This window comes from Bradyrhizobium ottawaense (genome assembly GCF_900099825.1).
Taxonomy (GTDB): domain Bacteria; phylum Pseudomonadota; class Alphaproteobacteria; order Rhizobiales; family Xanthobacteraceae; genus Bradyrhizobium; species Bradyrhizobium ottawaense_A.
The window spans coordinates 1,459,495-1,486,124 of record NZ_LT629693.1; the positions used below are offsets into that span (position 1 = coordinate 1,459,495).

The following is a 26,630-nucleotide window of genomic DNA, read 5'->3' on the forward strand; positions in this document are numbered from 1 at the left end:
CGGACCAATTCGATGTGGGAGACACTGGCCCAGGCCGTCATTAACGGCCTGCTCATCGGCGGCATCTATGCGCTCGTCAGCATCGGCGTTACGCTGATCTTCGGCGTGGTCAAGATCGTCAATTTCGCCCAGGGCGAATTCGTGATGCTCGGGATGTATATCTCGTTCTTCCTCTCCAGCCAGTTCGGGATCGACCCCATCGTCTCGCTGCTGGTCTCGATGCCGGTGCTGTTCATATGCGGCGTCCTGATCCAGCACTACCTGATCCGCCGGGTGCTGGGGCCGAACGACATGCCGCAGATCTTCCTGACCTTTGCGCTGTCGCTGTTGCTGCTCAATCTGTCGCTGATGCTGTTCACGGCGAACTACCGCACGGTTCACACCTGGTATTCGGATGAAGCGTTCCACATCGGCGGGCTCTATATTCCCTATGCAAAGCTGATCGCCTTCGTGGTCGCGATGGCACTGAGCGGCGCGCTCTGGCTGTTCCTGCGCGCTACCGACATGGGCAAGGCGATGCGCGCGGCCTCGCAGAATCGCGAGGTCGCGATGCTGATGGGGATCAACCCAAACCGCGTGTTCTGCGTCGCCCTTGGCGTGGCCCTGGCGCTGGCTGGCGCCGCCGGCTCGCTGCTGATGCCGTTCTATTCGGCCTACCCGTTCGTCGGACAGGTGTTCGTGCTGATGGCGTTCGTCGCGGTCGTGCTCGGCACGCTCGGCAATGTCATTGGCGCGCTGGTCGCCAGCCTGATGATGGGGGTGGCGGAATCGCTCGGCATCCAGTTCGTCGGCGCCGATTCCGGATTGATCGTGGTGTTTGCGATGCTGCTGCTGACGCTGGCCTTCAAGCCCAACGGCCTCGGCGGAGGGCGCGCCCGATGATCCGCCCCCTCAACCTGCTCTGGCTGGCACTCGGCCTCGCGATCCTGATCGCCCTGCCCCATCTCGTGACCAGCTCGTTTGCGATCGACATCTTCATTCGCATCCTGCTGTTCTCCTTCATCGGCGTCGCCTGGAACCTGATGGGCGGTTACGCCAAGCAGTTGTCGCTCGGGCACGCCGCCTATTTCGGCCTCGGCGCCTACACCTCGACCATCCTGCAGATCGATTTCGGCATCTCGCCCTGGATCGGGATGGTGGCCGGCGGCGTAGTGGCGATGCTGGCAAGCCTGCCGATCGGCTGGCTGTGCTTCCGTCTGCGTGGCCCCTATTTCACCATCGCGACCATTGCGACGGCGCAAGCGCTGATGCTGATCTTCCTGAAATTCCGCGATTTCGCCTGGGGCGCCGAAGGCACCACGATTCCGAATCTCGGCAGCGCGCCGCTGATGATGCAGTTCGAGGGCAAGGCGGCGTACTATTATGTCGTGCTCGGGCTGCTCGCGCTCGGGCTTGTCATCACCTGGCTGATCGAGCGCTCGTGGATGGGATATTATCTGGTCGCGATCGGCGAGGACGAAGATGCCGCCGAGGCGATCGGCGTCAACGCGCCGAAGATCAAGCGCGACATCTACATGATCAGCTCGTTCCTGACCGCGCTCGCCGGCACCTTCTATACCCAGTACATCTACTTCATCGACCCCGCGACCGCGTTCAGCTTCAGCATCTCGATCGAGGCAGCCCTGGTTTCGATCGTCGGCGGTATCGGCACGCTATGGGGTCCGGTGATCGGGACCGTGCTGCTCGAAACGACGTCTGCGCTGTTGCAGAGCTGGCTCGGCGGCCGGGTCGGCGGCATTCAGCTCACCATCTACAGCCTGATCCTTATGGCGGTGATCCTGTGGCGGCCGACCGGGCTGATCGGCTTTGCGACCGATATGTACCGGCGCTATGTCCGGCGCCAGCCGGCACGCGCGTAAGGATTGGACGATGGCAGAAGCTCTGGTCATCAAGGGTCTCAGCAAGCGGTTCGGCGGCTTGCGCGCGGTACAGGACGTCAGCTTTTCGGTGCAGGAGAACGAGACCGTGGCGCTGATCGGGCCGAACGGCGCCGGCAAGACCACGAGCTTTCATCTCATCACCGGATTTCACCGGCCCGACAGCGGCTCGGTCCTGGCCTTCGGCAAGGAAGTCGTCGGCATGAAGCCGCACGACGTCTGCGCACTCGGCATGGCGCGTACGTTCCAGGTCGCAAAGCCGTTTGGCGCGATGACGGTGCTGGATAACGTCATGACCGGCGCCTTCCTGCGCGACAGGCACGTCGCCGCCGCGCGCGAAAAGGCGCTGGAAGCCATCGAGTTCGTCGGCCTCGCGGCCCGGGAAAAGACCGCGGCCAAGGACCTCACCACCATCGACCAGCGCCGGCTGGAAATGGCGCGCGCGCTGGCGACGCAGCCGCGCATCCTGCTGCTGGACGAAGTGATGGCGGGGTTGAACCCTTCCGAGATTGATCAGGCGGTCGCCCTGGTCAAGAAACTCGCCAGCAGCGGATTGACCATCGTCATCGTCGAGCACGTGATGCGCGCGATCATGGCGGTCGCGCGTCATATCGTGGTGCTCGACCACGGCCAGAAGATCGCCGAGGGCGCGCCCAAGGAAATCGTGGAGAATCCGGAAGTGATCCGCGCTTATCTCGGCTCCTACGTTCATCCGCCGGCGGCGGGAGATACCCATGCTTGAGCTGTCAGCCGTCAGCGCCAGCTACGGATCGGTGCCCGCGATCACCGGCGTCACCATCACGATCGGCGAAGGCGAAGCGGTCGGCCTCCTCGGCGCCAACGGCGCCGGCAAGAGCACGACGCTGCGGGCGATCTCGAGCCTCGTGAAACTCACCGCAGGCAATATCATCTTTGCCGGCACCAACCTCGCCTCGCTGCCGCCGCACCGGATTCCGGAACTCGGCATTGCCCACGTCCCGGAGGGCCGTCAGGTGTTTCCGGAAATGACGGTCCAGGAAAATCTCGAGATCGGCGCCTACGTGCCCAAGGCCAAGGCCGAACGCGCCCGCACGCTCGAGCTGGTCTACGGCATCTTTCCACGGCTCGCCGACCGCAAGAAACAGCTTGCGGGCACCATGAGCGGTGGCGAGCAGCAGATGCTCGCGGTCGGTCGCGGGTTGATGCTGAAGCCGCGCCTGTTGATGCTCGACGAGCCTTCGCTCGGGCTTGCGCCCGTCATGACCGACGTCACCTTCGAGAAGATCGGCGAGATCCACAAGATGGGCACCGCGATCCTGCTGGTCGAGCAGAACGTCAGCCGCGCACTGTCGCTGGTGCAGCGCGCCTATGTGCTGGAAAGCGGCAACGTGATCATGCACGGCACCAGCACGGAGCTTGCCAACAACAAGCAGGTGCAGGCGGCGTATCTGGGGATTTAGTTTCTCGTCATGGCCGGGCTTGACCCGGCCATCCACGTCTTTCTTGCCGCTAGACCCTTTAAGACGTGGATGCCCGGGTCAAGCCCGGGCATGACGACTTAGAGACTGTCAGCTCACCGCGGTCCGCTTCGGCTCGACGATCTCGAACATCCGCGGGAACTCGTCCATCAGCATCATCAGTTCGCCGAGCCGCATCGGATTGCCGCTGACCTTGATCTTGCCGGCGCCGACCGCTTCCGGGAACGTGGTCAACTTGGCGATGACCTCGTCGAGCACGCCGCGCGGCAGCGTGAACGACGCATCGGCATCGGCCGCCTGCATGCCGGCGGCATAAGTCAGCGCGCTGTTCTCCAGGTTGAGAACAAAACTCTCGTTGGTATCGGTGAAATTCCAGTTCAGCACGATCCGCTTGCCTTCGGCCTTGGGGCCGTTGAGGCGAACGCCGAGCACGTCCCAGAGCTGCTCGGTGCGCAAGGCGGCCAGCGTCTCGCGTGGCATCGGCGGGCGCGGCGGAGTCTTGGGCATGCCGTTGCGCAATTCCTGCGCGCCGAACAGATAGGCGTTGCGCCAGGTTGAACTTTCCGCGGCATAGCCGAGCTGTTCGAACGTGTCGGCCAGCATCGCGCGCGCCGCCTGATTGTCGGGATCAGCGAATACGAGGTGGCTGACGGCCTGAGCGACGAAACGGAATTCACCCTGGGCAAAATCCTTAGCCGCCCGCGCCAGGATCGCATCGGCGCCGCCCATATACTCGACATACTTCTTGCCGGATTCGACCGGCGGCAGCGGATCGAGATTGACCGGGTTGGCGTCGTACCAGCCGAGATATTTCTGGTAGATCGCCTTCACATTGTGCCGGATGTGGCCGTAGTAGCCGCGGCCGTGCCAGGCGCCGTCGAGGCTCGCCGGCAGGCGAATGGTTTCTGCGATTTCGGCCGCGGTCAGGCCGTGGTTGATCAACCGCAGGGTCTGGTCATGGGCGAATTTGTAGAGGTCGCGCTGCTGGCGGATCATGGTGTCGATCCGCTCGTGGCCCCACACCGGCCAGTGATGCTGACCGCACATTGCGTCCGCCTTGCCGCCCCACATCTGCAGCGCTTCGCCGAGATATTTCGACCACGCCAGCGCGTCGCGGACGTCGGCGCCGCGGAACGGTAGCAGGTTGTGGAAATTGTGCGTGCAGTTTTCCGCCAGATTCAGCAGCTTGTAGCGCGGAATGAAGAAATGCATTTCCGCCGGCGCTTCCGAGTTCGGCGCCATCTGGAATTCGAATTCGAGCCCGTCGATGGTGCGCTTGTCGCCGGTCGCCAAAATCAGGTCGGTCGGGCGCAGCAGCGCCACGGAGCCCGCCGCCATCGACTTGCCGAGCCCGCAGTCGACCTGCCCGCGCACGCCCTTGGCGAGCAACGGCCCGAACTGATACTGCGCACGACGCAACATCGCCGGTCCCGCGATGATGTTTTCGGAGACCGCGTGCTCCATGAACAAATTGGGCGCAATGATCGGCACCCGGCCCGAGGCCAGCGTCTCGTCGTCGATCACACCGCGCGCACCACCCCAGTGGTCGGTGTGGGTATGGGTAAAGATGACCGCCGCGACCGGCTTCTTGCCGCGATGCTGGAAGTAGAGCTCCATCGCAGCTCGCGCACCCTCGATCGAGGTCAGCGTATCCACCACGATGACGCCGCTATTCCCCTCGATCAGCGTCATGTTGGCGATGTCGAGCCCGCGCACCTGATAGACACCGGGCACCACCTCGAACAGGCCGTGATGCATGTTCAGCCGCGATTGCCGCCACAGGCTGGGATCGACCGTCGGCGGCGCCTGTTCTGTCGACAGGAAGCCATAGGGCTCCAGGCTCCAGACCACCCGGCCCTGCGGCGAGGTGACCTTCGCGTTTTCCAGCGTGCCGAGGAAGCCGCGCGCGGCGTCGTCGAAGTCACGCGTATCAGAGAACGGCAGCGCCTTCAGCGTCGCCGCGTGCTGCGCGATCACCGAAGCGGAGGCGTCCTTCGGCATTTCCTTTGATGTTTCAACGCTGGCTGTCTGGCTCATACTCGTGCGCTCCCTCATGCAACAGAAAACAGAATCCGAAAATCTCGCGTTCAGCGGAACTGCAGCCCCTCGAACTGGCCACTCTGGCGCCATTCGTCGATATACTTGAAATAGGCCATCGCACCCGAGGGATGGCCGACATTGAGCCGCGCCGCCGGACCGGGCTCGCGGCCCTCGTTATTGTAGTAGCCGGGCGTGCAATCGGGGCCGCCGATCATCCGGCCGACGCCGGTCAGCAGCAACTCGATCCAGCGATCCTCGGCCTCTTTGGTCACTTCGATTTCCTTGAAGCCGCCCGCCTGCGCGTGCTGCACCATCATCGCAATGGTGCGCGCCGTCTCGGTCAGGTTATGCGGCACGTTGGAGATCAGATTGGCGCCCTGCGTCGGCTGCACGAAGAAGGCGTTCGGAAAACCGTGCACATGAATGCCGTGCTTGGTGCGCATGCCCTCGGCCCAATAGTCCGACAGCTTGATGCCGCCGCGACCGGTGAGGTCGAAGCCGGACCGCCTTTTATACTCGGTGCCGACTTCAAAGCCCGAAGCATAGATCAGGCAGTCGAGCGGGTACTCTTTCCCGGCAACGACGACACCGTTTTCCGCGATCCGCTCGACGCCCTTGCCGTCGGTATCGATCAGATGTGTGCCTGATGTGTTGAAAGCCTGCAGATAGGCGTCATGAAAGCACGGCCGCTTGCAGAGCTGACCGTACCAGGCCTTGAGCCGGCCGGCGGTTTCGCGGTCCTTCACCAGCGCATCGACCCGGTTGCGAATTTCTTCCATCTTCTCGAAGTCGGAATCCTCAAACGCGGCCCGCATGTTCTGCACGGTGCGCTGCTCGCGCGGCAGCAGCATGATCTTGGCGCGGATCCGCCGCGACAGATCGGTCCAGCCGTCCTGAACCAGGTCTTCCTCGGCGCCGCCTCCCGCCTGGTTGGCGGTAAAGTTCTCGAGCCAGCGTTGCTGCCAGCCGGGCGTCGCAATCTCTGAAAACCATGTCGGATCGATCGGCGCGTTGGCACGCACATCGACCGACGACGGCGTACGCTGGAACACGTACAGCTCCTTGCAGGCGCGCGCGAGATACGGCACGCACTGCACGGAAGTCGCACCGGTGCCGATGATGCCGACGCGCTTGTCGGCAAGCTTCTGCATCAGCGCACCCTGGGGGTCGCCGCCGGTGTAGTCGTAATCCCAGCGGCTGGTATGGAACGAGTGCCCCTTGAAGGATTCGATGCCGGCAATGCCGGGCAGTTTTGGGACATGCAGCGGTCCCGTGCCCATGCCGAGAAACTGCGCCGTGAAGGCGTCACCGCGGTTGGTGCGGATGTTCCAGCGCGATTTCGCTTCGTCCCATTCGAGGCTCTCGACGATTGTGTGGAACAGCGCATGGTCGTAGAGACCGAATTGTTTGCCGATGCGCTGGCAATGCGCCAGGATTTCCGGCGCATGCGCGTATTTCTCCGACGGCATGTGGCCGGTCTCTTCCAGGAGCGGCATGTAGACCAGCGACGCGGTATCGCATTGCGCGCCGGGATAGCGGTTCCAGTACCAGGTGCCGCCGAAATCGCCGCCCTTTTCGATGATGCGGACATCCTTGATGCCGGTCTCTGACAGCCGCGCCGCGGTGGCGAGCCCGGCAAAGCCACCACCGATGAAAGCAAAAGTGACATGGTCAGTCTTCGGTGCGCGTGGGGTCACCGGCGTATAGGGGTCGTCGAGATAATGCGCGAGATGTCCGGCGACTTGCAGATACTGGTCGTTGCCGTCGGCGCGCAGCCGCTTGTTGCGCTCCTCCTGATATTTCTTGCGCAACCGCTCCTTGTCGATCGAAGGAGTTTTCAGGCTCTGAGGCTGGTCCATTATCGTCATCCGAAAGCGTCCTTCGAGAAATTTAGATAGTAGCCGTCATTAGCACCGCTCAGGACGGGTGTGCAGACAGATATGGCGAGTTGGCGATCGACCACGTCGGCATCGGCTCCATCCGGAAGATTTGCCGCAGATGCACTTCATCGGGGCCGTCGGCAATCCGCAGCAGGCGGCCCCAGGCCAAAGCCTGATGGATCGGTGCGTCGTCGGAGCCACCCATCGCGCCGAACACCTGCATGGCACGGTCGGCGATCCGCTGCAGCATCGCCGGCACCGCGACCTTGATCAGCGAGACGTCGCGCCAGGCGCCGTCGTGACCGGCCTGATCGAGCCGCCACGCACAGCGATAGGCCAGCAGGCGTGCCTGCTCCAGTTCGACGCGGGCTTCGGCAATCCAGCGCTGGATGGTGTCGTATTCGATCACGGTGCGGCCGAACGCCGAGCGCTCCGACGCGCGCACCATCATCAGTTCGATCAGCAGTTCGCACAGCCCGATCGAGCGCATGCAGTGATGGATGCGCGCCGGGCCCAGACGAATTTGCGCCACCTTGAAGCCCTCGCCTTCGGCGCCGAGCAGGTTCGCCGCGGGCACACGGACATTGTCGAAGGCGAGTTCGCCGATCGGGGCTACGTGATCCTCGCATCCCATCCAGCGCAGCCGCCGCACCAGACGAACGCCCGGCGTTTGCATCGGCACGATGATGCAGGAATGGCGGCGCGTCCGGTCGGTGTCCGGGTCGGTCACGCCCATCACGATCAGAAAACTGCAGTGCGGATGCGCGGCGCCGGTGATGAACCATTTGCGCCCGTTGATGACGTAGTCGTCGCCGTCGCGAACCATGCGCGTGGCAACGTTGGTCGCGTCCGACGAAGCCACATCGGGTTCGGTCATGCCGAACGCCGAACGGGTTTTGGCTTCCAGCAGTGGCTGCAGCCAACGCGCCTTCTGCTCCGGCGTGGCGCAATTCTGCAGCGCGATCATGTTGGGGACGTCGGGCGCCTGGCAGTTGAAGACTTCCGGCGCCCAGAACAGCCGGCCCATGATTTCGGCCAGCGGTGCGTATTCGAGGTTGGAAAGACGCGTGCCGGGCTCGCTGTCGGCGAGTTCAGGCAGACCGAGATTCCACAAGCCCGCCGCGCGCGCTTTTTGCTGGAGGTCGCCCATGAACGGCGCGGCCTCGCCGTTCCCGGCGACGTGTTCGAGCCAGGCGCGATGGCGCGGCAACACCTCGGCGTCGAAAAATGCCTGCAGCTTCTTTCGCCATGCTTCCGATCGCTCGGAAAGTTCAAAATCCATGTCGCCTCCCGCTTTTTGGGAGCGACCTAAGCGTATAACGACACGAATTGCAAATCCATCTCGATATATTGACAAAATGTCGAATTCTCACCAATATTCGGCCATGGCCGCAATCTCCAGCATCGACCCAGCGTCCCGGGCCAAGGCCCCGGAAGACCATGCCGATCCCGCCTTCGCGACCACGCTGGCGCACGGGCTCGACGTGCTGGCCGCGTTCCGCAACCGCAGCGGCTCGCTGTCGAATGCCGAGTTGGCGCTGCATACCGGCCTGTCGCGGCCGACGGTGTCGCGATTGACCCATACGCTGGAGCAACTCGGCTACCTCAAGCGCGATGCCAAAGGCCGTTTCGAACTCGGGCTTGGCGTGCTGGCCGCCGCCTATCCGGTGCTGTCGGCGCTCAAAGTCCGGCAACTGGCGCGTCCGCTGATCCGCGACTTCGCGGCCTACACCGGCGGCACGGTGTCGATTGCGATGCCGTTCGGTCTCGACTTCATCTATGTCGAGACGGTGCGTACCACCGATGCAGTGGCGCACCTTCCCGATGTCGGCTTTACCGGCACGCTGGCGACCACCGCCGTCGGCCGCGCCTTGCTGTCGCTGTTCACCGCGGATGAACAGGCGGCCTATGTTGCCAACGTCAAGGCCGAGCGTCCGGAAGAAGCGGACTACGTCGAGAAGCGGATGCTGCCGGATATCGAGCTCTGCAAGGAGCGCGGATTTGCGGTTTCGCTCGGCGAGTGGCGGCGCGAGATCTTTGGTGTCGCAGCGCCGCTGTACCGGACCCCGTCGGGCGACTGCCTTTCCGTCAATTGCGGCATTCCCTCGTTTCGTTTCAGCGCCGAGCAGATCGAGCGCGAATGCGGGCCGCGCATCCTCGGCCTTGCGCGCAGCATCCGTTCGCTGGTCGCCAACGGCTGAATAACCGGTTGACCCGGCAAGACGCATCGCGATCGGTGCGAAGGACAGGGGGAGAAACAATGAGCGGATTCAAATCCGCCCTCGGCATTGCCATGGGCCTCACTTTGCTGCTCGGCCAGACAGCGCAGGCCCAGAGCAACTATCCGAACCGGGCGATCCACATCGTGGTGCCCTACCCCGCCGGCGGCATCGTCGACATCATCGCCCGCGCGGTCACCGAACAGGTCGGCCGTGACTGGAAGCAGACCGTCGTGGTCGAAGCCCGCCCCGGCGGCAACAGCAATATCGGCACCGCGGCGGTCGCGCGCAGCGACCCCGATGGCTACATTTGGCTGGTGACGGGACCGGCGGCGCTGGTCAACCCGACCCTGTACAAGGATGCCGGCTGGGACGCGATGAAAGGCCTCAAGTGCGTTGGCCTTGCGATCTGGAATCAGAGCGTCGCCGTCGTCAATCCTTCGCTGCCGGTCAAGACGCTCGGTGAATTCGTTGAGCTGGCGCGGAACAAGCCCGGACAACTCAACTTCGGCAATGCCGGCGTCGGCTCATCGCTCGATCTGACCGCGCAGAAATTGTTTCAAGCCGCCAACATCAAACTGACCAATGTCGGCTACAAGGGCCAACCGCCGGCACTGATCGACCTGATGACCGACCTGATGAATTTTGAGATCGTCTCGCTGGCGCTGGCGCTGCCACACATCAAGGAGGGCAAGATCAGGCCGCTGGCCGTCTTCACCGAAAATCGCATCGCCGATCTTCCTGACGTGCCGACCATCGCCGAGGCCGGATATCCCGGCGCCTCCTATGTCTCCTGGTACGGCATCTATGTGCCGGCGGGAACGCCCGATGCGATCGCCGAAAAGATCAACGACGGCATCAACAAGGCGCTGCTCAATCCCGACGTCCAGCGCCAGCTCTCGATCGCCGACATCCCGGGCAAGCCGATGTCGCTCGGCGAACTGGCCGCGCTGATGAAAATCGACCACGACAGACTGACGGCGGTCGTCAAGGCATCCGGCATGACGCCGCAATAGCCTGTCGATCGGCCTCTATTCGTGCGACACTGGCCCGGTGTCGCGATAGGCCCAGCAGCTTTCGCGCGGCAGCGAAACCTGGGTCTCGATCCCGACCCGATGCCGGGCCGCGGTGCCGAGTTCGACCACTTCCAGCCGCTTGCCGAACAGTTCGATGCCATAGGCGGTCTGCGTGCCCTGGTAACGGCGGTCGAGCACACGGGCTGGGAAACTGTTGGCGCCGCTATGCTCTCCGATCGCAATGTTTTCCGGCCGCAGCGCGATCCGGACCTTGTCATCCGGCCCGCAGGAATGCAGCAGCGCCACCTCGCCCTGCCTTCCTTCGCCGAAATCGACCATGCCGAACTCGCCGCTGCGCGAAACCAGCCTGCCCTCGAGCTCGTTGGTCGCGCCGGTGAAGTTGGCGACGAACAGATCGGCGGGGCGGTTATAGATCTCGTCCGGCGTGTCCATCTGCAGCAGTTTGCCGTTGCGCATCACGCCGATGCGATCGCCGAGCACCACCGCCTCGGCCTGGTCGTGGGTAACGTAGAGCGCGGTCATGCCGGTCTGTTTCAGGATCACGCGCAGGTCGTCGCGCAGCCGCAGCCGCAGCTTGGCATCGAGGTTCGACAAGGGTTCGTCGAGCAGCAGCAGTTGCGGGCGGTAGACGATGCTGCGCGCCAGCGCCACGCGCTGCATCTGTCCGCCCGACAGCGCCACCACCGGCCGGTCGGCATATTCGGACAGGCCGACCAGTGCGAGCGCTTCGTCGACCATGCGGCGGGCTTCCTCGCGGGAAAACTTCCGGTGCTTGAGCGGATAGACCACGTTCTGCCGTACCGTCATATGCGGCCACACCGCATAGGACTGGAACACCATGCCGAGTTCGCGCAAGCGCGGCGGCACCAGAATGCCGCGCTCGGGCGACGACACGATCCTGCCGGCGATGCCGATCTCACCCGACGTCGGATGCTCGAGGCCGGCAACGCAGCGCAAGGTCGTGGTCTTGCCGCAGCCGGACGGGCCCAGCAGGACAACGATTTCACCTGATGGCACCGAGAAGCTGACGCCGTCGATCGCGGGCCGGCCGATCGAAAACTGCTTGCGCAGGTCGGTGACTTCGAGCGTCGCGGTCATGAACCAACCTTCTTGATACGCACTGCGCTCACTGCCGGTAACCGAAGGTCTTGTCCCACTCCGCAACCCAGGCGGCGTGCAGCTTCACGTATTCATCGAACTTGGGATACCAGACCTTGACCACCTTGGGGTCGAAGCCTTCGGGATAGATCGGCGGATCCTTCAGCGAGGTCAGATTGCCGAACTCCTTGATCATGAAGGTCTGCCCCTCCTTCGACAACGACCAGTTCAGGAACAGTCTCGCGGCATTCGGATGCGTGGCGGTCTTCGTAATTCCGGAGGCGTATGGATTGACCGGCGCCCCTTCCGGCGGGAAGAACATCTTGATCGGCGCACCGTCTTTCTGTTTCTGATAGACGATATTGTAAAGCAACGGGCCCATTGCCACCTCGCCGCGCACCAGCGCATCCGCCATCGGCGCGCCCGACGGGTACAGGATCGGATGGGTCGCGGCCTGCTTGGCCCAGTAGTCCTCGCCAAGCACCTGACGCTCGAACATGATCCGGGTCCAGGTGGTACCGCCCGACTGCGCGAACACCTGGCCGGTCATCTTGTCGTATTCGGGCTTGGTGAGATCCCTCCACGTTTTGGGGGGATCCTTCACCAATTCGGTATTGTAGGCGATCGACCAGGCGATGGTGGCACGCGGCCAGAACTTCGGCGAGATCAACGCCTCGGGATTGTAGTCGGCCGCGTTCGGCGGCGCGTAATCCTGGAACAGGTCTTCCAGCGGCTGCATCAAGGCGCGGTCGGAATGATCGATCACGTCGGCAATCAGCTTGCCGGCCGCGGCCTCGGTCTTGACACGGGTGATGAGCTGGCCGCCGGGAGCGCGCACCATCTCGACCTTGATCTCAGGAAAGCGCTTGTTGAACTCCTTGATGGTGACCTGTTCGATTTCAGCGAAATTCGCCGTGTAGAACACCAGTTTGCCTTCTGCCTTTGCAGCAGCAATCAGTTCGGGCGAAGCGAATTCCTGCGCCTGCGCAGAGGCGGCCGATGCCAGCCCGAAGCCGGCAATACCGGCCAGCGCGGCAGCGCCAATAAAGATCCGTCTATCCATCGCCAATCCTCCCTTTATTCTTGTTATCCGGTGCGCGCGACGCTGCCCTGCGCGGCACCGCGCGACAGCCAGTTGGCGCCCCCGATGAGAACGCCGAGCAGAATCGTCTGCACGATGCTGAATGCGGCGGTCTTGCCGATATTGCCGCCTTCGTAATAGTCGAGCAGCAGCACCGACATCACCATGGTGTTGCTGGTGTAGAGAAACAGCGACGAGCCGAGTTCGCGCACTGCCAGCACAAACAATAGCGTCATCGAGGCGATCACGCCGGGCCGCGCCAATGGCAGCACGATGGTCCTGATGGTGCCGAGCATGCCCTTGCCGCAGACCCAGGCGGCTTCCTCGAGTTCGCGATGAATTTGCAGGAACGAGGTCGACAGCGCCTTCACCGTATCCGGCATGAAGCGCGCGATGAACGCCAGCGCCAAAATCCAGATCGTGCCGTAGAGTCCGCCGGGAATACCGATCCAGGCCCAGAGATAGGCAACGCCGACCACGAGGCCGGGGATGGCGACCGGCACGGTCGAGATCAGGTCGATCCAGCGCCGGCCGGTCACCTGGGTGCGATGAATGGTGTAGCCGATCGCAAAGGCGAGCGCACCGCCGACCACCGCCGTGATCACGCCGACCTCGACCGCGTTGTAGATCGACCGCAGCGTCAGTGGATTGTCGAAGATGCTGTTGAAATGCATCATCGAATATTGCCGCATGTCGAACAGGCTGGCGGCGTCGCGGATGAACATGAACTTGCGGAACGCCGCCACGATCAGCGCCAGCGACGGCAGCACCACCACGATCACGAGATAGACGATGCCGAGGCCGAAGGTGAACCAGCGCCAGCGCCCGAGGTCGAGGTTGCGCGGGCGAAATGCCTTGCCGGCCACCGTAGTATAGCTGCGGCCGCTCAAGACCTTCTGCTGCAGGAACACCAGCCCGCCGGTGACCACCATCAGAATGATCGCAACCGCGGCCGCGGTGTTGTACAGCGGCGGCGACCAGTTGGTGAGCTTGAAGATGTAGGTCGTCAGCACCGCCAGGTTGGTCGGCGCGCCCAGCACCGCCGGAATGCCGTAGATGCCGAGCATCACGATGAACGACAGCAGCATGCCCGAGACGATCGCCGGCATGATCAGGGGAAACGTCACCGAGAACAGCGTTGCGAAGGCGCTGGCGCCGGAAATCTCCGCGGCCTCTTCGAGGCTCGGATCCATGTTGCGCAGCGCCGACGAGGTGAACATGTAGACATAGGGCGCATAGTAGATGCCGAACACGAACACCAGCCCCGACAGCGAATAGAGATCGACGCGCCAGTCGAGCCCGATCCATTTGAACATCGTGTTGATCAGGCCGGTCTTGGGCGACCCCAGAATGGCCCATGCGACACCCGCAACCAGCGGCGGCGCGAACAGCGGCAGGATGCTGGCAGCGGCAATGAAACCCTTGAACGGCGTATTGGTGCGAACCACGATCCAGGAAAACAACAGCCCGATCGCCACCGCGATCAGGGTGCCGCCGCCGCAGGCGATCAGCGTGTTCAGCAAGGCCTCGCCGACATTGGGGTTCGCCAGCACGGTGAGGAAATTGGTGATCGAGAGATGGCTGAGCGAAAAGCCGTCGACCACCGGATTGGTGTCGGTGAGCGCGCCCAGCAGCAGCATCAGGACGGGATAGATCACCAGAAAGCCGAGGATCGCCAGCAGCAGCGTGACCCAAAGCACGCTCCACATGCGCCGGCGCATACCCTCGCTGGCGCTCTGTGTAATTTCGGTGCGCCGTCCCGCAGGTCCGTGCAAACGCTTCCCCTCGCCGCGGACCGTCTTTTTGAAGATTGCGGTCGCTATGCGTGCCAAGCCTAGTCGATCATTCGGCCGGCGGGAAGCTATCCGAAAGTCGGCGCGCTGAAATGGCGCGGAAGGCGTGAATTTTGAGCAGATATTTGCACGGCGCGTCGCAAAGGCAGCCGATCCGGCTATGTTCTGAATACAAAGCCATCGCTTCGCATATGCATCATGCAACCGCGCCCCTGTGGTCCGCTCCGCGTCCGTAGTACACGCCGAACGGGGCTGCCGCCCCGGCGCAGAGAACCTTATCGCGATGTCTTCAGACCCAACCGCCGTAAAGCCGTCCGTCCCGCTCATGGACGGTTTGCCCCCGGAACTCCGGCGCTGGGCGGTCGCGGCGATCTTTACCACGCTGGCGCTGGCCTCGCTGGATACGGCAATCGCCAACATCGCCCTCCCCGCCATTGCCGCCGATCTCCATGTCAGCGCGGCCGACGTGGTCTGGGTCGTCAACGTCTATCAAATCGCGCTGGTCGCGACCCTGTTGCCGCTCGGCGCGCTCGGCGAAATCGTCGGCCATGAGCGGATTTATCTTGGTGGCCTGTTGCTGTTCACGCTGGCCTCACTCGGCTGCGCTTTCGCCTGGTCGTTGCCAAGCCTGACCGCAGCGAGAGCGCTGCAAGGGCTCGGCGCCAGCGGCATCATGAGCGTCAACGCGGCGCTGGTCCGCTTCGTCTACCCGACCCGCATGATGGGCCGCGGCTTCGGCCACAACGCACTGGTGGTCGGAACCGCCATGACGCTGGGGCCCACGATCGCATCCGCGGTATTGGCCGTCGGAAACTGGCCCTGGCTGTTCGCGATCAACCTCCCGTTCGGCGTGATTGCCATCGTGATCGGCCTGAAGACGCTGCCGCGAACGCCCCGCGAGGGACACGCGTTCGACTTTCTAAGCGCCGCTTTGACCGCCAGTTGCCTCGGCCTCTTCATCATCGGGATCGGCAGCGCGGCGCACGGGGCACCGCCTGCGCTCGTCGTGGACGAACTGGTCGGCGCGGTGCTGCTCGGCTGGTTCCTGACCCGCCGGAACGCCGGCCATCCGGCGCCGATGCTGCCGATCGACCTGTTCCAGCGGCCGATGTTCGCACTTTCGGCGGCCACCTCGGTCTGCTCCTTCTCGGTACAGGGCCTCGCGATGGTCGCGCTGCCGTTCTACTTCGAGGACGTGCTGATGCGGTCGCAGGTCGAGACCGGTTTTTTCATGACGCCCTGGCCGCTGGTGGTGGCCATGATGGCGCCGATCGGCGGCCGTCTGTCCGACCGCTTTCCGGTCGGCATTCTCGGCGGCCTCGGTCTGGCGCTGCTGGGCGTCGGGATGGCGCTGCTGGCGACGCTTCCCGCCGATCCCGGCACCGCCAACATCGTCTGGCGCACGGTGGTGTGCGGGATCGGATTCGGCTTCTTTCAAACGCCCAATTTGCGGGCCTTGATGTCGAGCGCGCCGCCGCATCGCAGCGGCAGCGCGAGCAGCATTGTCGCGACCGCCCGTCTGACCGGACAAACCCTCGGCGCCGCGCTCGCGGCCCTGTGTTTTGCCCTCGGCGGTCACAACGGCGCGACCGTTGCGCTGGCGCTTGGTGCCGGCTTTGCCGGGCTCGGAAGCCTGATGAGTTTCCTGCGCCTCGCGGTGGCGCCATCGCGAACATGAAGATCATGTAATAAAGCCGCCGCGTAACCCCGGCTCATCAATTTTCTTCCTTTCGCAGACGCGTATTCTTGATTTGAACTGTTCCAGATTGCAGGCCAACATCGCCCCACGGCTCTCTCGATGGATTGAGCTAACAGGGGAAAAGCGATGGCAAACCTCACTATCAACGGCAAATCAATCACCGTGGACGTCGAAGACGACACCCCGCTGCTTTGGGCTATCAGGGAGAATGTCGGACTGACCGGAACCAAATACGGTTGCGGCATTGCACAATGCGGGGCCTGCACGGTCCACATCGACGGCGTCGCGATGCGCTCCTGCGGCATCGCGGTCAGCGAAGCCATCGGCAAACAAATCACCACCATCGAAGGCCTCGCCGGCAATGGCGCGCTGCACAAGGTGCAGCAGGCCTGGGTGGCCAACGACGTTCCGCAATGCGGCTATTGCCAGAGCGGCATGATCATGGCGGTCGCGGCCCTGCTCAAGGAAAAGCCGAAGCCGACCGACCAGGATATCGACGAGGCCATCACCAATATCTGCCGATGCGGAACCTTCCAGCAGGTTCGCGAGGCCATTCACGCCGCTGCGAACGCTTGAGGAGGATGTCATGAACAAGCACGTCTCGCCCAAGCTCAACCGCCGCGCCTTCGTGATCGGTACCGCCGCGGCCGGCGCCGGACTTACGCTCGGCCTCGACATTCCCTTTGGCGGACCGACCGTGGTCCGCGCCGCCGACGGCTCGCCCGAGGTCAACGCCTGGGTGGTGATCCGCCCCGACGACACCGTCGTGATCCGCATCGCCCGTTCGGAGATGGGACAAGGCACGCTCACCGGCCTCGCCCAGCTCGTTGCCGAAGAACTGGAATGCGACTGGTCCAAGGTCACCACCGAATTTCCGACGCCGGGCCAAAGTGTCGCCCGCAAGCGTGCCTGGGGCGATTTCTCGACCGGCGGCAGCCGCGGCATCCGCGCCAGCCATGAATATGTCCGCAAGGGCGGCGCCACCGCGCGTATGATGCTGGTCCAGGCCGCCGCCAACGAGTGGAAAGTGCCGGTCTCGGAATGCACCGCATCCAACAGCGTCATCACCCATGCGGCCTCGGGCAAGACCACGACCTACGGCAAGGTGGTCGAAGCCGCGGCGAAACTGACGCCACCCGCGGATGCCGACGTCAAGCTGAAGGATCCGAAGGACTGGAAGATCGCCGGCAAGGGATTGAAGCGGCTCGATACCGTCGACAAGACCACCGGCAAGATGACCTACGGCATCGATATCAAGCTGCCGGGCATGCTCAACGCCGCGGTCAAGGCCTGTCCTGTGTTCGGCGGCAAGCTGAAAAGCTACGACGAAGCCAAGGTTATGGGCATGAAGGGCGTCAAGAAGGTGGTGAAGGTCGACGACACCGCGGTCGCCGTCGTCGCCGATACCTGGTGGCACGCCAAGACCGCGCTTGAGGCGCTGCCTGTTGTCTGGGACGAAGGTGACAACGCCAAGGTCTCCAGCGAGTCGATCGCCAAATGGCTCGCCGAAGGCCTCGACAACGCGCAGCCGGCCTATGTCGGCAACCAGAACGGCGACGCCAAGGCGGCGATTGCGGGTGCCGCCAAGAAGGTCGAGGCGGTTTACAACTACCCCTACCAGAACCACGCCGCGATGGAGCCGCTCAACGCCACCGCGCTGTGGACTGCCGATAAGTGCGAGGTTTGGTGCGGCACCCAGAACGGCGAAGCCGCCTTTGCGGCGACGCTGGAGGCCTCCGGGCTTTCGGCCGACAAATGCGACGTACACAAGCAGATGCTTGGCGGCGGCTTCGGCCGTCGCGGCCAGACCGACTATGTCCGGCAGGCGGTCCTGATCGCCAAGCAGATGCCGGGGACGCCGGTCAAGTTGCTGTGGTCGCGCGAGGAAGACATGCAGCACGGCATGTATCATCCGATCACGCAGTGCAAATTGACCGGGGCCTTCGATGCCGACAACAACCTGACGGCGTTGCATGTCAGGCTGTCCGGCCAATCCATCCTGTTTACTTTGCGCCCGGCGGCGCTGGAGAACGGCAAGGATCCGGTGGCCTTCCAGGGCCTCAACGCGTCCGGCGAGGCCGCGATCGGTTACAGCGTGCCGAATTTGCTGGTCGAGCATTCCATGCGCAATCCGCATGTCCCGCCCGGCTTCTGGCGCGGCGTCAACGTCAATCACAACGCGATCTATCTGGAATGCTTCATGGATGAGCTGGCGCTGTCGGTGGGCCAGGATCCGCTCGCGTTCCGCCGCAAGCTGATGGCGACACATCCGAAGCATCTGGCCGTGCTCAACGCGGTGGCCGAGAAAATCGGCTGGGGCACGCCGGCGCCGCAAGGCGTCTATCGCGGCATCGCCCAGCATATGGGCTATGGCAGCTACGTCGCCGGTGCCGCGGAGATCTCCGTGACCGACGGCAGCAAGATCAAGGTGCACCGCATCATCGCCGCCACCGATCCCGGCTATGCCGTCAATCCGGCGCAGATCGAACGGCAGATTGCGGGCTCCTTCGTCTACGGCCTGTCCGGCCTGTTCTACGGCGGCTGTACCGTGAAGAACGGCGCCATCGAGCAGACCAACTTCGACACCTACAACTCGATGCGGATCGCCGAGATGCCGAAGGTGGAATCGATCGTGATGCCGAGCGGCGGCTTCTGGGGCGGTGTCGGCGAACCCACCATCTGCGTGGCCGGACCGGCGGTGCTCAACGCCTACTTCGCGGCGACCGGCAAACGCATTCGTTCGGTGCCATTGCGGGACCAGAATATCAGCTTCGCCTGACAACAGGAGCGGCGGCCCACCCGGCCGCCGCTCGCTCCTTTTCGGATTTAACGCATGGACGTCACGCGCCGGCTGTCGCGCCGAGATGTCGCTCGCGGCATTGCTTCGGTTGCCGCAGCATCGGCGTTGCCGTGTCCTTCGTTTGCGCAAGGCGTGCCGCGTATTGTCGTGATCGGCGGCGGCTTCGGCGGCGCGAGTTGCGCGCGGGCGCTGCGCCAGCTTGATCCAAAACTGCGGGTGACGCTGGTCGAACCAAATCAAGTGTTTACCGCCTGCCCCTTCAGTAACGAAGTGATCGCGGGTTTGCGGGAACTGCCGATGCAGCAGTTCACCTATGACAGGATTGCCGCCGCGGGCGTGACCGTCGTTCCGCAAGCCGCGACAAAGGTCGATCCGCAGGCGCGCAGTGTCACCTTGGCAGACGGCACTTCGCTCGCCTACGACCGGCTGGTGCTGGCGCCCGGCATCGACCTGCGCTTCGACGCCTTGCCCGGCTACGGCGAAGCCGCCGCCGCCAAAATGCCGCATGCCTGGAAGGCCGGCGAACAGACGATACTTCTTCGCAAGCAGATCGAAGCCATGGCGGATGGCGGCACGGTCGTGCTGGCGGTGCCCGCGGCTCCCCTGCGCTGTCCGCCGGCGCCTTACGAGCGCGCCAGCCTGATTGCCCATTACCTGAAGAACCGGAAGCCGCGTTCGAAGGTCCTGATCCTCGACGCCAAGGATGGCTTCTCGCAGCAAAAACTGTTCGAGGCGGCCTGGAAGGAATTGTACCCCGGCATGATCGAACGGATCGCGCTGTCGCAAGGTGGCCGGGTAACGTCGGTCGATGCCGCGACCAACACCATTGTCACCGACTTCGGTAATTACACCGCCGATGTCGCGAGCGTGATCCCGCCGCAGAAGGCCGGGCGTATCGCCGAAATCGCAGGCGCCGCCGACAACACCGGCTGGTGCCCGATCGATCCGGTCAGCTTTGGCTCAAAACTCGTGCCCAACATTCATGTCATCGGCGACGCCTGCATCGCCGGACAACTGCCGAAATCGGCCTCCGCCGCGCACGCACAGGGCAAGGCCTGCGCCGCTGTTATCGTGAATATGATGTCCGGCAAGCCGCCGGAGCCGCCGCGGCTGACCGGGGCCTGCTACAATACGGTCGAACCCGGCTACGCGTTCTCGCTGTCGGGCGTCTATCAGCCGAAGGACGGGCAGTTCGCCGAGGTCGAGGGCGCGACAAGCCCGGTCAATGCGCCGCGCGAAGAGCGCCGGCGCGAAGCGGAGCGTGCGGACAACTGGTTCAAGACGATCACGGTGGACATCTTTGGCTAGGGCAATCCAGATCGCGGGAGCGTGGCTCGGGGCAGCATGGCTGGCGCTGCCGTTGCCGGCCGGTGCGCAGGCCCTGCGTTCCTACGCCATCGTCGGCGACGCCATTCCGGATCGACTCACGACCACGCCGGGCGACGCGGTGCGCGGGCGCGCGCTGGTGGTCGAACGGTCGAGCACGTGCATCCTTTGCCACAACGGCCCGTTTCCGGAAGTGAGGTTCCAGGGCGACCTCGCCCCCAACCTCGCCGGTTCCGGCAGCCGCTGGTCGGAGGGACAGCTTCGGCTCCGGCTGGTCGACGCCGCGCATCTCAATGCCGCGACCATCATGCCGTCCTATTATCGCGTCGACGGGCTCGACCGTGTCGGGCCATCTTGGCGCGGCAAACCGATCCTGTCGGCCGAACAGATCGAGGATATCGTGGCGTATCTGGCAAGCCTGCGCGATTAGGAAATGACGATGCACCGACTGCCCCATTCGACCCGTCGCCAGTTCCTCGGCCTCGCCGGCGGCGCCGCCGTGGCCGGCGCGGTACCCGTCGTCACGCTGCGCCCCGCCGAAGCCACGCCGGCAATGCTGGCTTCCGCGATACGCCAGGTGGCGGGCGATGCCGTGGTGCGCACCGGCAAGGTCAAGCTCGACGTGCCGCCACTGGTCGAGAACGGCAACACCGTGCCGCTGACGGTCAGCGTCGACAACCCGATGACTTCAGAGAACCACGTCAAAAGCATCCACGTCTTCAACGAGAAGAACCCGCAACCCAATGTCGGCAATTTCTATCTTGGCCCGAATGCCGGCCGGGCGCAGGTGTCGACCCGGATCAGGCTCGCCGACAGCCAGAAGATTACAGCGATCGCAAAGCTTTCGGACGGCTCGTTCTGGTCGGCCAGCGTCGACATCATCGTGACGCTGGCGGCCTGCACCGAGGAGGTAATCTGATGGCCGCGGCCTTAATCAACATTCCCAAGAAAGCGAAGCGCGGCGATATCATCGAGATCAAGACGCTGATGTCGCACATCATGGAGACCGGCTATCGCCATATGGCTTCAGGCGAAATCGTGCCTCGCGATATCATCACCAGCTTCACGTGCCGCTATAACGGCAGCGAGATTTTCCGCGCCGACCTGTTTCCCGCGATCGCCGCCAATCCGTTCATGACATTCTTCACCACGGCGACCGAGAGCGGCAAGTTCGAATTCGAATGGATCGGCGACAACGGCTTTTCCGAAACCGCCTCCGCTTCGATCACCGTCGAATGAGACTGGCCGGCGCCATATTCGCCGCGCTGCTGGTGGCGGGTTCCGTCGGCGCCGCCGAAATCCCGCAGGCCGAACGCCGCTCCGGTTACAGCTTCATGACGCCGGACACCAGGGCGATGCAGGACGACGACACTGCCAATCCCGGCATGCTCTGGGGGCTCGACGGCGAAGCGTTGTGGAAGCGCAAAGTTGGTTCCGCGAACAAGGCCTGCGCCGATTGCCACACCGACGCCAGCGCCAGCATGAAGGGCGTCGCCGCGCATTATCCCGCCTTCGACAAGGCGCTCGGCCGTCCCGTCGATCTGGAACAGCGCATCAACCTGTGCCGTACCAACCATCAGCAGGCGTCGCCGCTGGCCTATGAGAGCCGCGACCTGCTGGCACTGACCGCCTTCGTCGCCCGGCAGTCGCAGGGCAAAGCGATCGAAACCGGCAGCGATCCGCAGCTCGAACCATTCATCGCCAAGGGACGCCAGCTGTTCATGCAGCGGCAGGGCCAGCTCAATCTCGGCTGCGCCAATTGCCATGACGACAATTGGGACAAGCGGCTGGCCGGATCGGCGATCACGCAAGCGCACCCGACGGGATATCCGCTCTACCGGCTGGAATGGCAATCGCTGGGGTCGCTGCAGCGACGCCTGCGCGCCTGCATCACCGGCATCCGCGCCCAGGCCTATGACTACGGCGCGCCGGAACTGGTGGAACTCGAGCTGTACCTGATGTCGCGGGCGCGCGGCATGCCGATGGAAGCGCCGGCGGTGCGGCCGTAGGTACGCCGGCCGCCTGGAGGGGCCAAACACAAAAATCGCGAAAACAACCCCATGCAAAGTAGAAATGGCACGCCGCTGGAGGCGCCCGCGGTCAGACCTTGACCTATCCCCTCATGGTGAGGAGCGCGAAGCGCGTCTCCGGACGATGCGCTGCATCGCCGGGCGAACCATGAGAGCCAGACTGTAGCCCATCCTTCGAGACGCCGCGGAGCCTGTCATCGGGCGCGCATTCGCGCGACCCGTTGGCGGCTCCTCAGGATGAGGAAGACTGAGTGTGCTGCTAGCGCTCCGCGAATGCCTTCTCGACCACGAACTGCGCCGGCTCGCCGTGATTGCCTTCGACAAAACCCTTGCCGTTGAGCAAGGTGCGCGTGTCCGCTACCAGCGCCGGGCTGCCGCAGATCATGACGCGGTCGTGCACGGGATCGAGCGTGGCAAGGCCAATATCGCCGAACAGTTTTCCCGAATTGATCAGGTCAGTGATCCGGCCGCGGTTGCGGAAGGGATCGCGGGTCACGGTCGGATAATAGATCAGCTGGTTGCGAATGTAGTCGCCGATCAGCTCGTCGTTCGGCAGTTTCTCGGTGATCATCTCGCCATAAGCGAGTTCGGCGACGCGGCGGCAGCCGTGCAGCAGCACCACCTTCTCGAACCGCTCATAGGTCTCGGGATCCTTGATCACGCTCAGGAACGGCGCCAGGCCGGTGCCGGTGCCGATCAGGTACAGATTGCGGCCGTCTTCGAGGTTGTCGATGACGAGCGTGCCGGTGGCCTTGCGGCTGACGATGATCTCGTCGCCCTGCTTCAGGTGCTGCAGGCGCGAGGTCAGCGGACCATCGGGCACCTTGATCGAGAAGAATTCCAGCCGGTCTTCATAGTTGGCGCTGGCCACGCTGTAGGCGCGCAGCAGCGGCTTCTCGCCGACCTTCAGCCCGATCATGGTGAACTCGCCGTTTCTAAAACGAAACGAGGGATCGCGCGTGGTGGTGAAGGAGAACAGCGTGTCGGTCCAGTGATGGACGCTCAAAACGCTTTCCTGGTTGAAATTGCTCATCTTGCCGATCCCGTCTCTCGAAGGCCGATTGCGATGCTCAAATCATTTGTATACGATCATTCGTACACGAATGAATAATCCTTCTTGATCCCGGCGTCAAGCCGCGGGCAAGATGGCGTCCAGCGCCCCGAAGGCATTGAACAACAAGGACAAAACCATGGCCCATGACGCACCCTCGGCAACCGGCCCGAGCAAGCTGGTGATCCGCAATATCGGGTTGCTGCTGTCAGGGGCGCTGGAGAAGCCGATCCTGGATGCCGACACCATCGTGGCCGAGAACGGCAAGATCACCGCGATCGGCCGGCTGAAGGATGTCGATACCGAGGGTGCCACCACCGTCGTCAATGCCAACGGCACCACCGTCGCGCCCGGCCTGATCGACAGCCACGTCCATCCGGTGGCGGGCGACTGGACGCCGCGGCAGAACCAGACCAACTGGATCGACAGCTACCTCCATGGCGGCGTCACCACCATGATCTCGGCCGGCGAAGTCCACATGCCCGGCCGTCCGCGCGACGTCGTCGGCCTCAAGGCGATGGCGATCTTCGCGCAACGCTCGTTCTGGACGCTGCGCCCCGGCGGCGTGAAGGTGCATGCCGGCGCGCCGGTGATCGAATGCGAGATGGTCGAGGACGATTTCAAGGAATTGGCCGCGGCCGGCGTCAAGCTGCTCGGCGAAGTCGGTCTCGGCGGCGTCAAGGACGGCCCGACCGCGCGCAAGATGGTGGGCTGGGCGCGCAAATACGGCATCCAGAGCACCATCCACACCGGCGGGCCTTCGATCCCCGGCTCCGGCCTGATCGACAAGGACGTGGTGCTCGAAGCCGACACCGACGTGGTCGGCCACATCAATGGCGGCCACACCGCCCTGCCCGACGACCAGATCCGCTGCATCTGCGAGGGCTGCAAGCGCGGGCTGGAACTGGTTCACAACGGCAACGAACGCTCGGCACTGTTCACCCTGCGGATCGCGCGCGAGATGGGCGATCTGCATCGCGTCATTCTTGGCACCGATGCTCCGGCCGGGTCCGGCGTGCAGCCGCTCGGCATCCTGCGCATGGTGTCGCTGTTGTCATCGCTCGGCGAACTGCCGGCGGAAATCGCCTTCTGCCTCGCCACCGGCAACACCGCCCGGATGCGGGAGCTGGATTGCGGGATCATCGAGGTCGGCCGCTCCGCCGATTTCGTCATCATGGACATGGCGCAGCATTCGCCCGGCCGGAATATCCTGCACAGCGTGCAACTCGGCGACCTGCCCGGCATCGGCATGACCATTATCGACGGCATTGTCCGCACCCAGCGCAGCCGCAACACCCCGCCGGCGGGAAGAGTGCCGGAGATCGTTTCAGGGCATTAGGTGGAAGACCTCATCCTGAGGAGCCGCGAAGCGGCGTCTCGAAGGATGAATGGCACGAGCTGGGCCTCATGGTTCGAGACGGCGCGGAGCCTGTCATCGGGCGCGCATTCGCGCGACCCGTTGGCGCCTCCTCACCATGAGGAACAGATCACCTTCCCCTTCGAGACGGTCGCTCCGCGACCTCCTGCGACAACGGCATAGCCGTTACGCGGAGGTGACGGGATCGAGGTCAGCGTTTTCTCGGAAGTTCGCAACGCAGCAGTTCGTCGGGATGCAGCCACGCAGTAACAGCGAGCGCATCGGCCACCGGTGCGTTCCCGAAGCTGCTCTTCACGGCAAACTTAATGGCGACCTTGCCGCTGTTCGAGGCTTGGCGGCGGGCCCGCCGACAAATAGCGATGTCCGCTTGTGGAGGTATCTTGGACGTCAGCCCCAGATCCCGCGGCGTCCGTTAAGTGCCATGTGTGGACGGCTCCGTGTTGGCAAGAGATTTTTCACGTTTTGCAGCATTGGTCGGTGCAGCCATGTGTTCGGCCTTTAGACGCGGTTCACATGACCGCTGGCCATAATGCCCTCCGCGGATCAGGTCCCGACCAACAACTCGCATTCAAGAATGCCTTGGCACATGTGGGTTGTCCTGATCGCCGGATCGACCGGCTCTGCATTACGTGCTGTTCGCCCTCCCAACCTTCACATCACGCCAGTTGCCCGGCGCGATCTCGTTCATCGCGCAAGCGCGACGGGTTCGTTGTATCGCTCGCCCCTGGCCATCATGACCCAGACCATCCGCGCGATCTTGTTGGCGAGCGCGATAGCCGCAACCTTGGTCGGCCGCCTGGCCAGCAAGGCCGTGAGCCAGGGCCGGTGTTTGGCGCCGTGGATCTTGGCGTAACGGATGACAGAAAGCGCGCCGGCCACAAACAGGCCGCGCAAATAGCGGTCACCTTGCTTGCTTATATTGCCGAGCCTGTTCTTGCCTCCACTGGAGTGCTGTTTCGGTACCATACCTATCCAGGCCGAGAAGTTGCGCCCTGATCGGAAGGACTTTGGATCAGCAACGGCAGCGACCAAAGCAGTGGCCAGCACTGGACCGACGCCGGGGGCTTCTTCGAGCCGCATGCTCATTTCGTTGGACCGATGCCATGCCCTGATCAACCGGTCGAACTCCAGGATCTGCTCCTTCATCCTGCGCAGTTGAGCCCCGAGTGCCGCAAGACACGCACGAGCGATCTCCGGAACCCTTCTGTCGTTCGGATCGGCGACGACAGTGAGCAGTTCTACGACACCTTGACGCCCGACCGGCGCAACTATCCCGTACTCGGCAAGATGAGCCCGGATCGCATTGATTACGGAGGTCTGCTGACGGATGAACAGATGACGCGTGCGGTGCAATACCAAGCCGCTTTGCTGCTCGGGAGTCTTGGTCGGCACGAACCGCATGTTGGCCCTGGTGACTGCCTCACAAATAGCCTCTGCGTCAGTCGCGTCATTCTTCTGCCGCTTGACGTAGGGTTTCACGTAGGCCGGCGGCATTAGCCGGACGGTGTGACCAAGTGCCTGGAGTTCGCGTGACCAATGGTGCGCCGAGCCGCAGGCTTCAATACCGACCAGACACGGCGACAGCTTCCGGAAGAACGTCAAGACATAGCGACGCTTCAATTGCTGGCGAACAATTACTTGGCCGCCAGCGTCAACGCCGTGAACCTGGAAAACCGACTTGGCGATGTCTAAACCGATTGTCGTAACCGTCTGCATGGCTCGCTCCTCTGAATCGTGGGAGCCTTAACAGCCCCCACATCCGTGGCACTCTCGTGCCGGTGGAGGAGCCGTCCACAGCATCAACAACGGAAGTAGTCAACATCCATCTTGCCTCGGATACCACGGACAGTTCCGACTATCTTCG

At 63.6% G+C, this 26,630-nt stretch carries 23 protein-coding genes; 15 read left to right on the top strand and 8 right to left on the bottom strand.

Features of this window, described 5'->3' with window-relative positions; genetic code table 11:
* The first annotated feature begins 12 nt into the window (after positions 1-12).
* Genes BLR13_RS06870 through BLR13_RS06885 form a run of 4 tightly spaced genes read left to right on the top strand, consistent with a single transcriptional unit; the run spans position 13 to position 3,316 of the window.
* Positions 13-882, top strand: coding sequence for a branched-chain amino acid ABC transporter permease (locus BLR13_RS06870; RefSeq protein ID WP_074826089.1), 870 nt, complete (start codon positions 13-15; stop codon positions 880-882).
* Positions 879-1,859: a branched-chain amino acid ABC transporter permease gene (locus BLR13_RS06875; RefSeq protein ID WP_074826087.1), complete on the top strand. Its 981-nt coding sequence runs from the start codon at positions 879-881 to the stop codon at positions 1,857-1,859. Before BLR13_RS06870 ends, BLR13_RS06875 begins: the two co-directional genes overlap by 4 nt.
* Positions 1,860-1,869: 10 nt before the next feature.
* Positions 1,870-2,619, top strand: a complete 750-nt coding sequence (locus BLR13_RS06880; protein ID WP_074831829.1) for an ABC transporter ATP-binding protein — start codon at positions 1,870-1,872, stop codon at positions 2,617-2,619.
* A complete protein-coding gene (locus tag BLR13_RS06885) occupies positions 2,612-3,316 on the top strand; it encodes an ABC transporter ATP-binding protein (RefSeq protein ID WP_083387634.1) in 705 nt (234 codons plus the stop codon). Before BLR13_RS06880 ends, BLR13_RS06885 begins: the two co-directional genes overlap by 8 nt.
* A gap of 108 nt (positions 3,317-3,424) precedes the next feature.
* On the opposite strand, the gene BLR13_RS06890 is transcribed toward BLR13_RS06885, so the two are convergent.
* The 3 genes from BLR13_RS06890 to BLR13_RS06900 are packed head-to-tail and all read right to left on the bottom strand — an operon-like array spanning position 3,425 to position 8,536.
* Positions 3,425-5,371, bottom strand: coding sequence for an alkyl/aryl-sulfatase (locus BLR13_RS06890; protein ID WP_074826082.1), 1,947 nt, complete (start codon positions 5,369-5,371; stop codon positions 3,425-3,427).
* A 50-nt stretch (positions 5,372-5,421) separates the two neighbouring features.
* Positions 5,422-7,233: a flavin-containing monooxygenase gene (locus BLR13_RS06895; RefSeq protein ID WP_433994258.1), complete on the bottom strand. Its 1,812-nt coding sequence runs from the start codon at positions 7,231-7,233 to the stop codon at positions 5,422-5,424.
* Positions 7,234-7,291: 58 nt separating this feature from the next.
* The gene (locus BLR13_RS06900) at positions 7,292-8,536 is read right to left on the bottom strand and encodes an acyl-CoA dehydrogenase family protein (RefSeq protein WP_074826079.1); all 1,245 of its coding nucleotides are present in this window, start codon (positions 8,534-8,536) and stop codon (positions 7,292-7,294) included.
* A 76-nt stretch (positions 8,537-8,612) separates the two neighbouring features.
* Here BLR13_RS06900 and BLR13_RS06905 point away from each other — a divergent pair, with 76 nt between their 5' ends.
* Both BLR13_RS06905 and BLR13_RS06910 read left to right on the top strand, forming a co-directional pair.
* On the top strand, positions 8,613-9,455 hold the full coding sequence (locus BLR13_RS06905) for an IclR family transcriptional regulator (RefSeq protein ID WP_171944988.1): 843 nt from the start codon (positions 8,613-8,615) through the stop codon (positions 9,453-9,455).
* A gap of 59 nt (positions 9,456-9,514) precedes the next feature.
* Positions 9,515-10,489 carry a Bug family tripartite tricarboxylate transporter substrate binding protein gene (locus tag BLR13_RS06910; protein WP_074826076.1) on the top strand — a complete coding sequence of 325 codons (975 nt, stop codon included), beginning with the start codon at positions 9,515-9,517 and terminating at the stop codon, positions 10,487-10,489.
* Between the two features lie 15 nt (positions 10,490-10,504).
* Here the strand turns inward: BLR13_RS06910 and BLR13_RS06915 are convergent, their stop codons facing one another.
* From BLR13_RS06915 to BLR13_RS06925, 3 genes are read right to left on the bottom strand one after another with little or no spacing between them, the layout of a single operon-like run.
* Positions 10,505-11,608: an ABC transporter ATP-binding protein gene (locus tag BLR13_RS06915; protein WP_074826073.1), complete on the bottom strand. Its 1,104-nt coding sequence runs from the start codon at positions 11,606-11,608 to the stop codon at positions 10,505-10,507.
* Positions 11,609-11,636: 28 nt separating this feature from the next.
* Positions 11,637-12,671, bottom strand: coding sequence for an ABC transporter substrate-binding protein (locus BLR13_RS06920; protein ID WP_091976365.1), 1,035 nt, complete (start codon positions 12,669-12,671; stop codon positions 11,637-11,639).
* Positions 12,672-12,694: 23 nt separating this feature from the next.
* The gene (locus BLR13_RS06925) at positions 12,695-14,398 is read right to left on the bottom strand and encodes an ABC transporter permease (RefSeq protein WP_244525111.1); all 1,704 of its coding nucleotides are present in this window, start codon (positions 14,396-14,398) and stop codon (positions 12,695-12,697) included.
* Positions 14,399-14,807: 409 nt separating this feature from the next.
* On the opposite strand from BLR13_RS06925, the gene BLR13_RS06930 reads away from it, so the two are divergent.
* The 8 genes from BLR13_RS06930 to soxA all read left to right on the top strand — a co-directional run bounded on the left by BLR13_RS06930 (position 14,808) and on the right by soxA (position 22,316).
* The gene (locus BLR13_RS06930) at positions 14,808-16,160 is read left to right on the top strand and encodes an MFS transporter (protein WP_244525112.1); all 1,353 of its coding nucleotides are present in this window, start codon (positions 14,808-14,810) and stop codon (positions 16,158-16,160) included.
* Between the two features lie 147 nt (positions 16,161-16,307).
* Complete coding sequence (locus BLR13_RS06935) at positions 16,308-16,757, top strand: (2Fe-2S)-binding protein (RefSeq protein ID WP_074826064.1); 450 nt, start codon at positions 16,308-16,310, stop codon at positions 16,755-16,757.
* A gap of 10 nt (positions 16,758-16,767) precedes the next feature.
* Complete coding sequence (locus BLR13_RS06940) at positions 16,768-18,960, top strand: xanthine dehydrogenase family protein molybdopterin-binding subunit (RefSeq protein WP_074826061.1); 2,193 nt, start codon at positions 16,768-16,770, stop codon at positions 18,958-18,960.
* 54 nt (positions 18,961-19,014) lie between these two features.
* A complete protein-coding gene (locus BLR13_RS06945; RefSeq protein WP_074826059.1) occupies positions 19,015-20,289 on the top strand; it encodes an FCSD flavin-binding domain-containing protein in 1,275 nt (424 codons plus the stop codon).
* The gene (soxX, locus tag BLR13_RS06950; RefSeq protein ID WP_433994259.1) at positions 20,282-20,737 is read left to right on the top strand and encodes a sulfur oxidation c-type cytochrome SoxX; all 456 of its coding nucleotides are present in this window, start codon (positions 20,282-20,284) and stop codon (positions 20,735-20,737) included. The genes BLR13_RS06945 and soxX overlap by 8 nt, the downstream gene beginning before the upstream one ends.
* Before the next feature lie 9 nt (positions 20,738-20,746).
* Positions 20,747-21,226: a SoxY-related AACIE arm protein gene (locus BLR13_RS06955; protein WP_091977437.1), complete on the top strand. Its 480-nt coding sequence runs from the start codon at positions 20,747-20,749 to the stop codon at positions 21,224-21,226.
* Complete coding sequence (gene soxZ, locus BLR13_RS06960; RefSeq protein ID WP_074826058.1) at positions 21,226-21,546, top strand: thiosulfate oxidation carrier complex protein SoxZ; 321 nt, start codon at positions 21,226-21,228, stop codon at positions 21,544-21,546. The genes BLR13_RS06955 and soxZ overlap by 1 nt, the downstream gene beginning before the upstream one ends.
* Positions 21,543-22,316: a sulfur oxidation c-type cytochrome SoxA gene (soxA, locus tag BLR13_RS06965; protein ID WP_074826056.1), complete on the top strand. Its 774-nt coding sequence runs from the start codon at positions 21,543-21,545 to the stop codon at positions 22,314-22,316. The genes soxZ and soxA overlap by 4 nt, the downstream gene beginning before the upstream one ends.
* 280 nt (positions 22,317-22,596) lie before the next feature.
* Here soxA and BLR13_RS06970 read toward each other — a convergent pair whose 3' ends face one another.
* On the bottom strand, positions 22,597-23,370 hold the full coding sequence (locus BLR13_RS06970; RefSeq protein WP_074826053.1) for a ferredoxin--NADP reductase: 774 nt from the start codon (positions 23,368-23,370) through the stop codon (positions 22,597-22,599).
* 157 nt (positions 23,371-23,527) lie between these two features.
* Between BLR13_RS06970 and BLR13_RS06975 the strand changes: the two genes are divergently transcribed.
* Positions 23,528-24,727, top strand: a complete 1,200-nt coding sequence (locus BLR13_RS06975) for an amidohydrolase family protein (RefSeq protein WP_074831819.1) — start codon at positions 23,528-23,530, stop codon at positions 24,725-24,727.
* A gap of 723 nt (positions 24,728-25,450) precedes the next feature.
* Here the strand turns inward: BLR13_RS06975 and BLR13_RS06980 are convergent.
* Positions 25,451-26,482 carry an IS110 family transposase gene (locus BLR13_RS06980; protein ID WP_074817367.1) on the bottom strand — a complete coding sequence of 344 codons (1,032 nt, stop codon included), beginning with the start codon at positions 26,480-26,482 and terminating at the stop codon, positions 25,451-25,453.
* Between the last annotated feature and the right edge of the window lie 148 nt (positions 26,483-26,630).

Coding starts and splice junctions, on each gene's coding strand:
- BLR13_RS06875 (WP_074826087.1), top strand. CDS start 879: ATGATCCGCCCCCTCAACCTGCTCTGGCTGGCACTCGGCCTCGCGATC.
- BLR13_RS06890 (WP_074826082.1), bottom strand. CDS start 5,371: ATGAGCCAGACAGCCAGCGTTGAAACATCAAAGGAAATGCCGAAGGAC.
- BLR13_RS06910 (WP_074826076.1), top strand. CDS start 9,515: ATGAGCGGATTCAAATCCGCCCTCGGCATTGCCATGGGCCTCACTTTG.
- BLR13_RS06905 (WP_171944988.1), top strand. CDS start 8,613: ATGTCGAATTCTCACCAATATTCGGCCATGGCCGCAATCTCCAGCATC.
- soxA (WP_074826056.1), top strand. CDS start 21,543: ATGAGACTGGCCGGCGCCATATTCGCCGCGCTGCTGGTGGCGGGTTCC.
- BLR13_RS06880 (WP_074831829.1), top strand. CDS start 1,870: ATGGCAGAAGCTCTGGTCATCAAGGGTCTCAGCAAGCGGTTCGGCGGC.
- BLR13_RS06920 (WP_091976365.1), bottom strand. CDS start 12,671: ATGGATAGACGGATCTTTATTGGCGCTGCCGCGCTGGCCGGTATTGCC.
- BLR13_RS06925 (WP_244525111.1), bottom strand. CDS start 14,398: ATGTGGAGCGTGCTTTGGGTCACGCTGCTGCTGGCGATCCTCGGCTTT.
- BLR13_RS06900 (WP_074826079.1), bottom strand. CDS start 8,536: ATGGATTTTGAACTTTCCGAGCGATCGGAAGCATGGCGAAAGAAGCTG.
- BLR13_RS06955 (WP_091977437.1), top strand. CDS start 20,747: ATGCACCGACTGCCCCATTCGACCCGTCGCCAGTTCCTCGGCCTCGCC.
- BLR13_RS06930 (WP_244525112.1), top strand. CDS start 14,808: ATGGACGGTTTGCCCCCGGAACTCCGGCGCTGGGCGGTCGCGGCGATC.
- BLR13_RS06980 (WP_074817367.1), bottom strand. CDS start 26,482: ATGCAGACGGTTACGACAATCGGTTTAGACATCGCCAAGTCGGTTTTC.
- BLR13_RS06935 (WP_074826064.1), top strand. CDS start 16,308: ATGGCAAACCTCACTATCAACGGCAAATCAATCACCGTGGACGTCGAA.
- BLR13_RS06945 (WP_074826059.1), top strand. CDS start 19,015: ATGGACGTCACGCGCCGGCTGTCGCGCCGAGATGTCGCTCGCGGCATT.
- BLR13_RS06975 (WP_074831819.1), top strand. CDS start 23,528: ATGGCCCATGACGCACCCTCGGCAACCGGCCCGAGCAAGCTGGTGATC.
- BLR13_RS06970 (WP_074826053.1), bottom strand. CDS start 23,370: ATGAGCAATTTCAACCAGGAAAGCGTTTTGAGCGTCCATCACTGGACC.
- BLR13_RS06895 (WP_433994258.1), bottom strand. CDS start 7,233: ATGGACCAGCCTCAGAGCCTGAAAACTCCTTCGATCGACAAGGAGCGG.
- BLR13_RS06870 (WP_074826089.1), top strand. CDS start 13: ATGTGGGAGACACTGGCCCAGGCCGTCATTAACGGCCTGCTCATCGGC.
- soxZ (WP_074826058.1), top strand. CDS start 21,226: ATGGCCGCGGCCTTAATCAACATTCCCAAGAAAGCGAAGCGCGGCGAT.
- BLR13_RS06940 (WP_074826061.1), top strand. CDS start 16,768: ATGAACAAGCACGTCTCGCCCAAGCTCAACCGCCGCGCCTTCGTGATC.
- BLR13_RS06915 (WP_074826073.1), bottom strand. CDS start 11,608: ATGACCGCGACGCTCGAAGTCACCGACCTGCGCAAGCAGTTTTCGATC.
- BLR13_RS06885 (WP_083387634.1), top strand. CDS start 2,612: ATGCTTGAGCTGTCAGCCGTCAGCGCCAGCTACGGATCGGTGCCCGCG.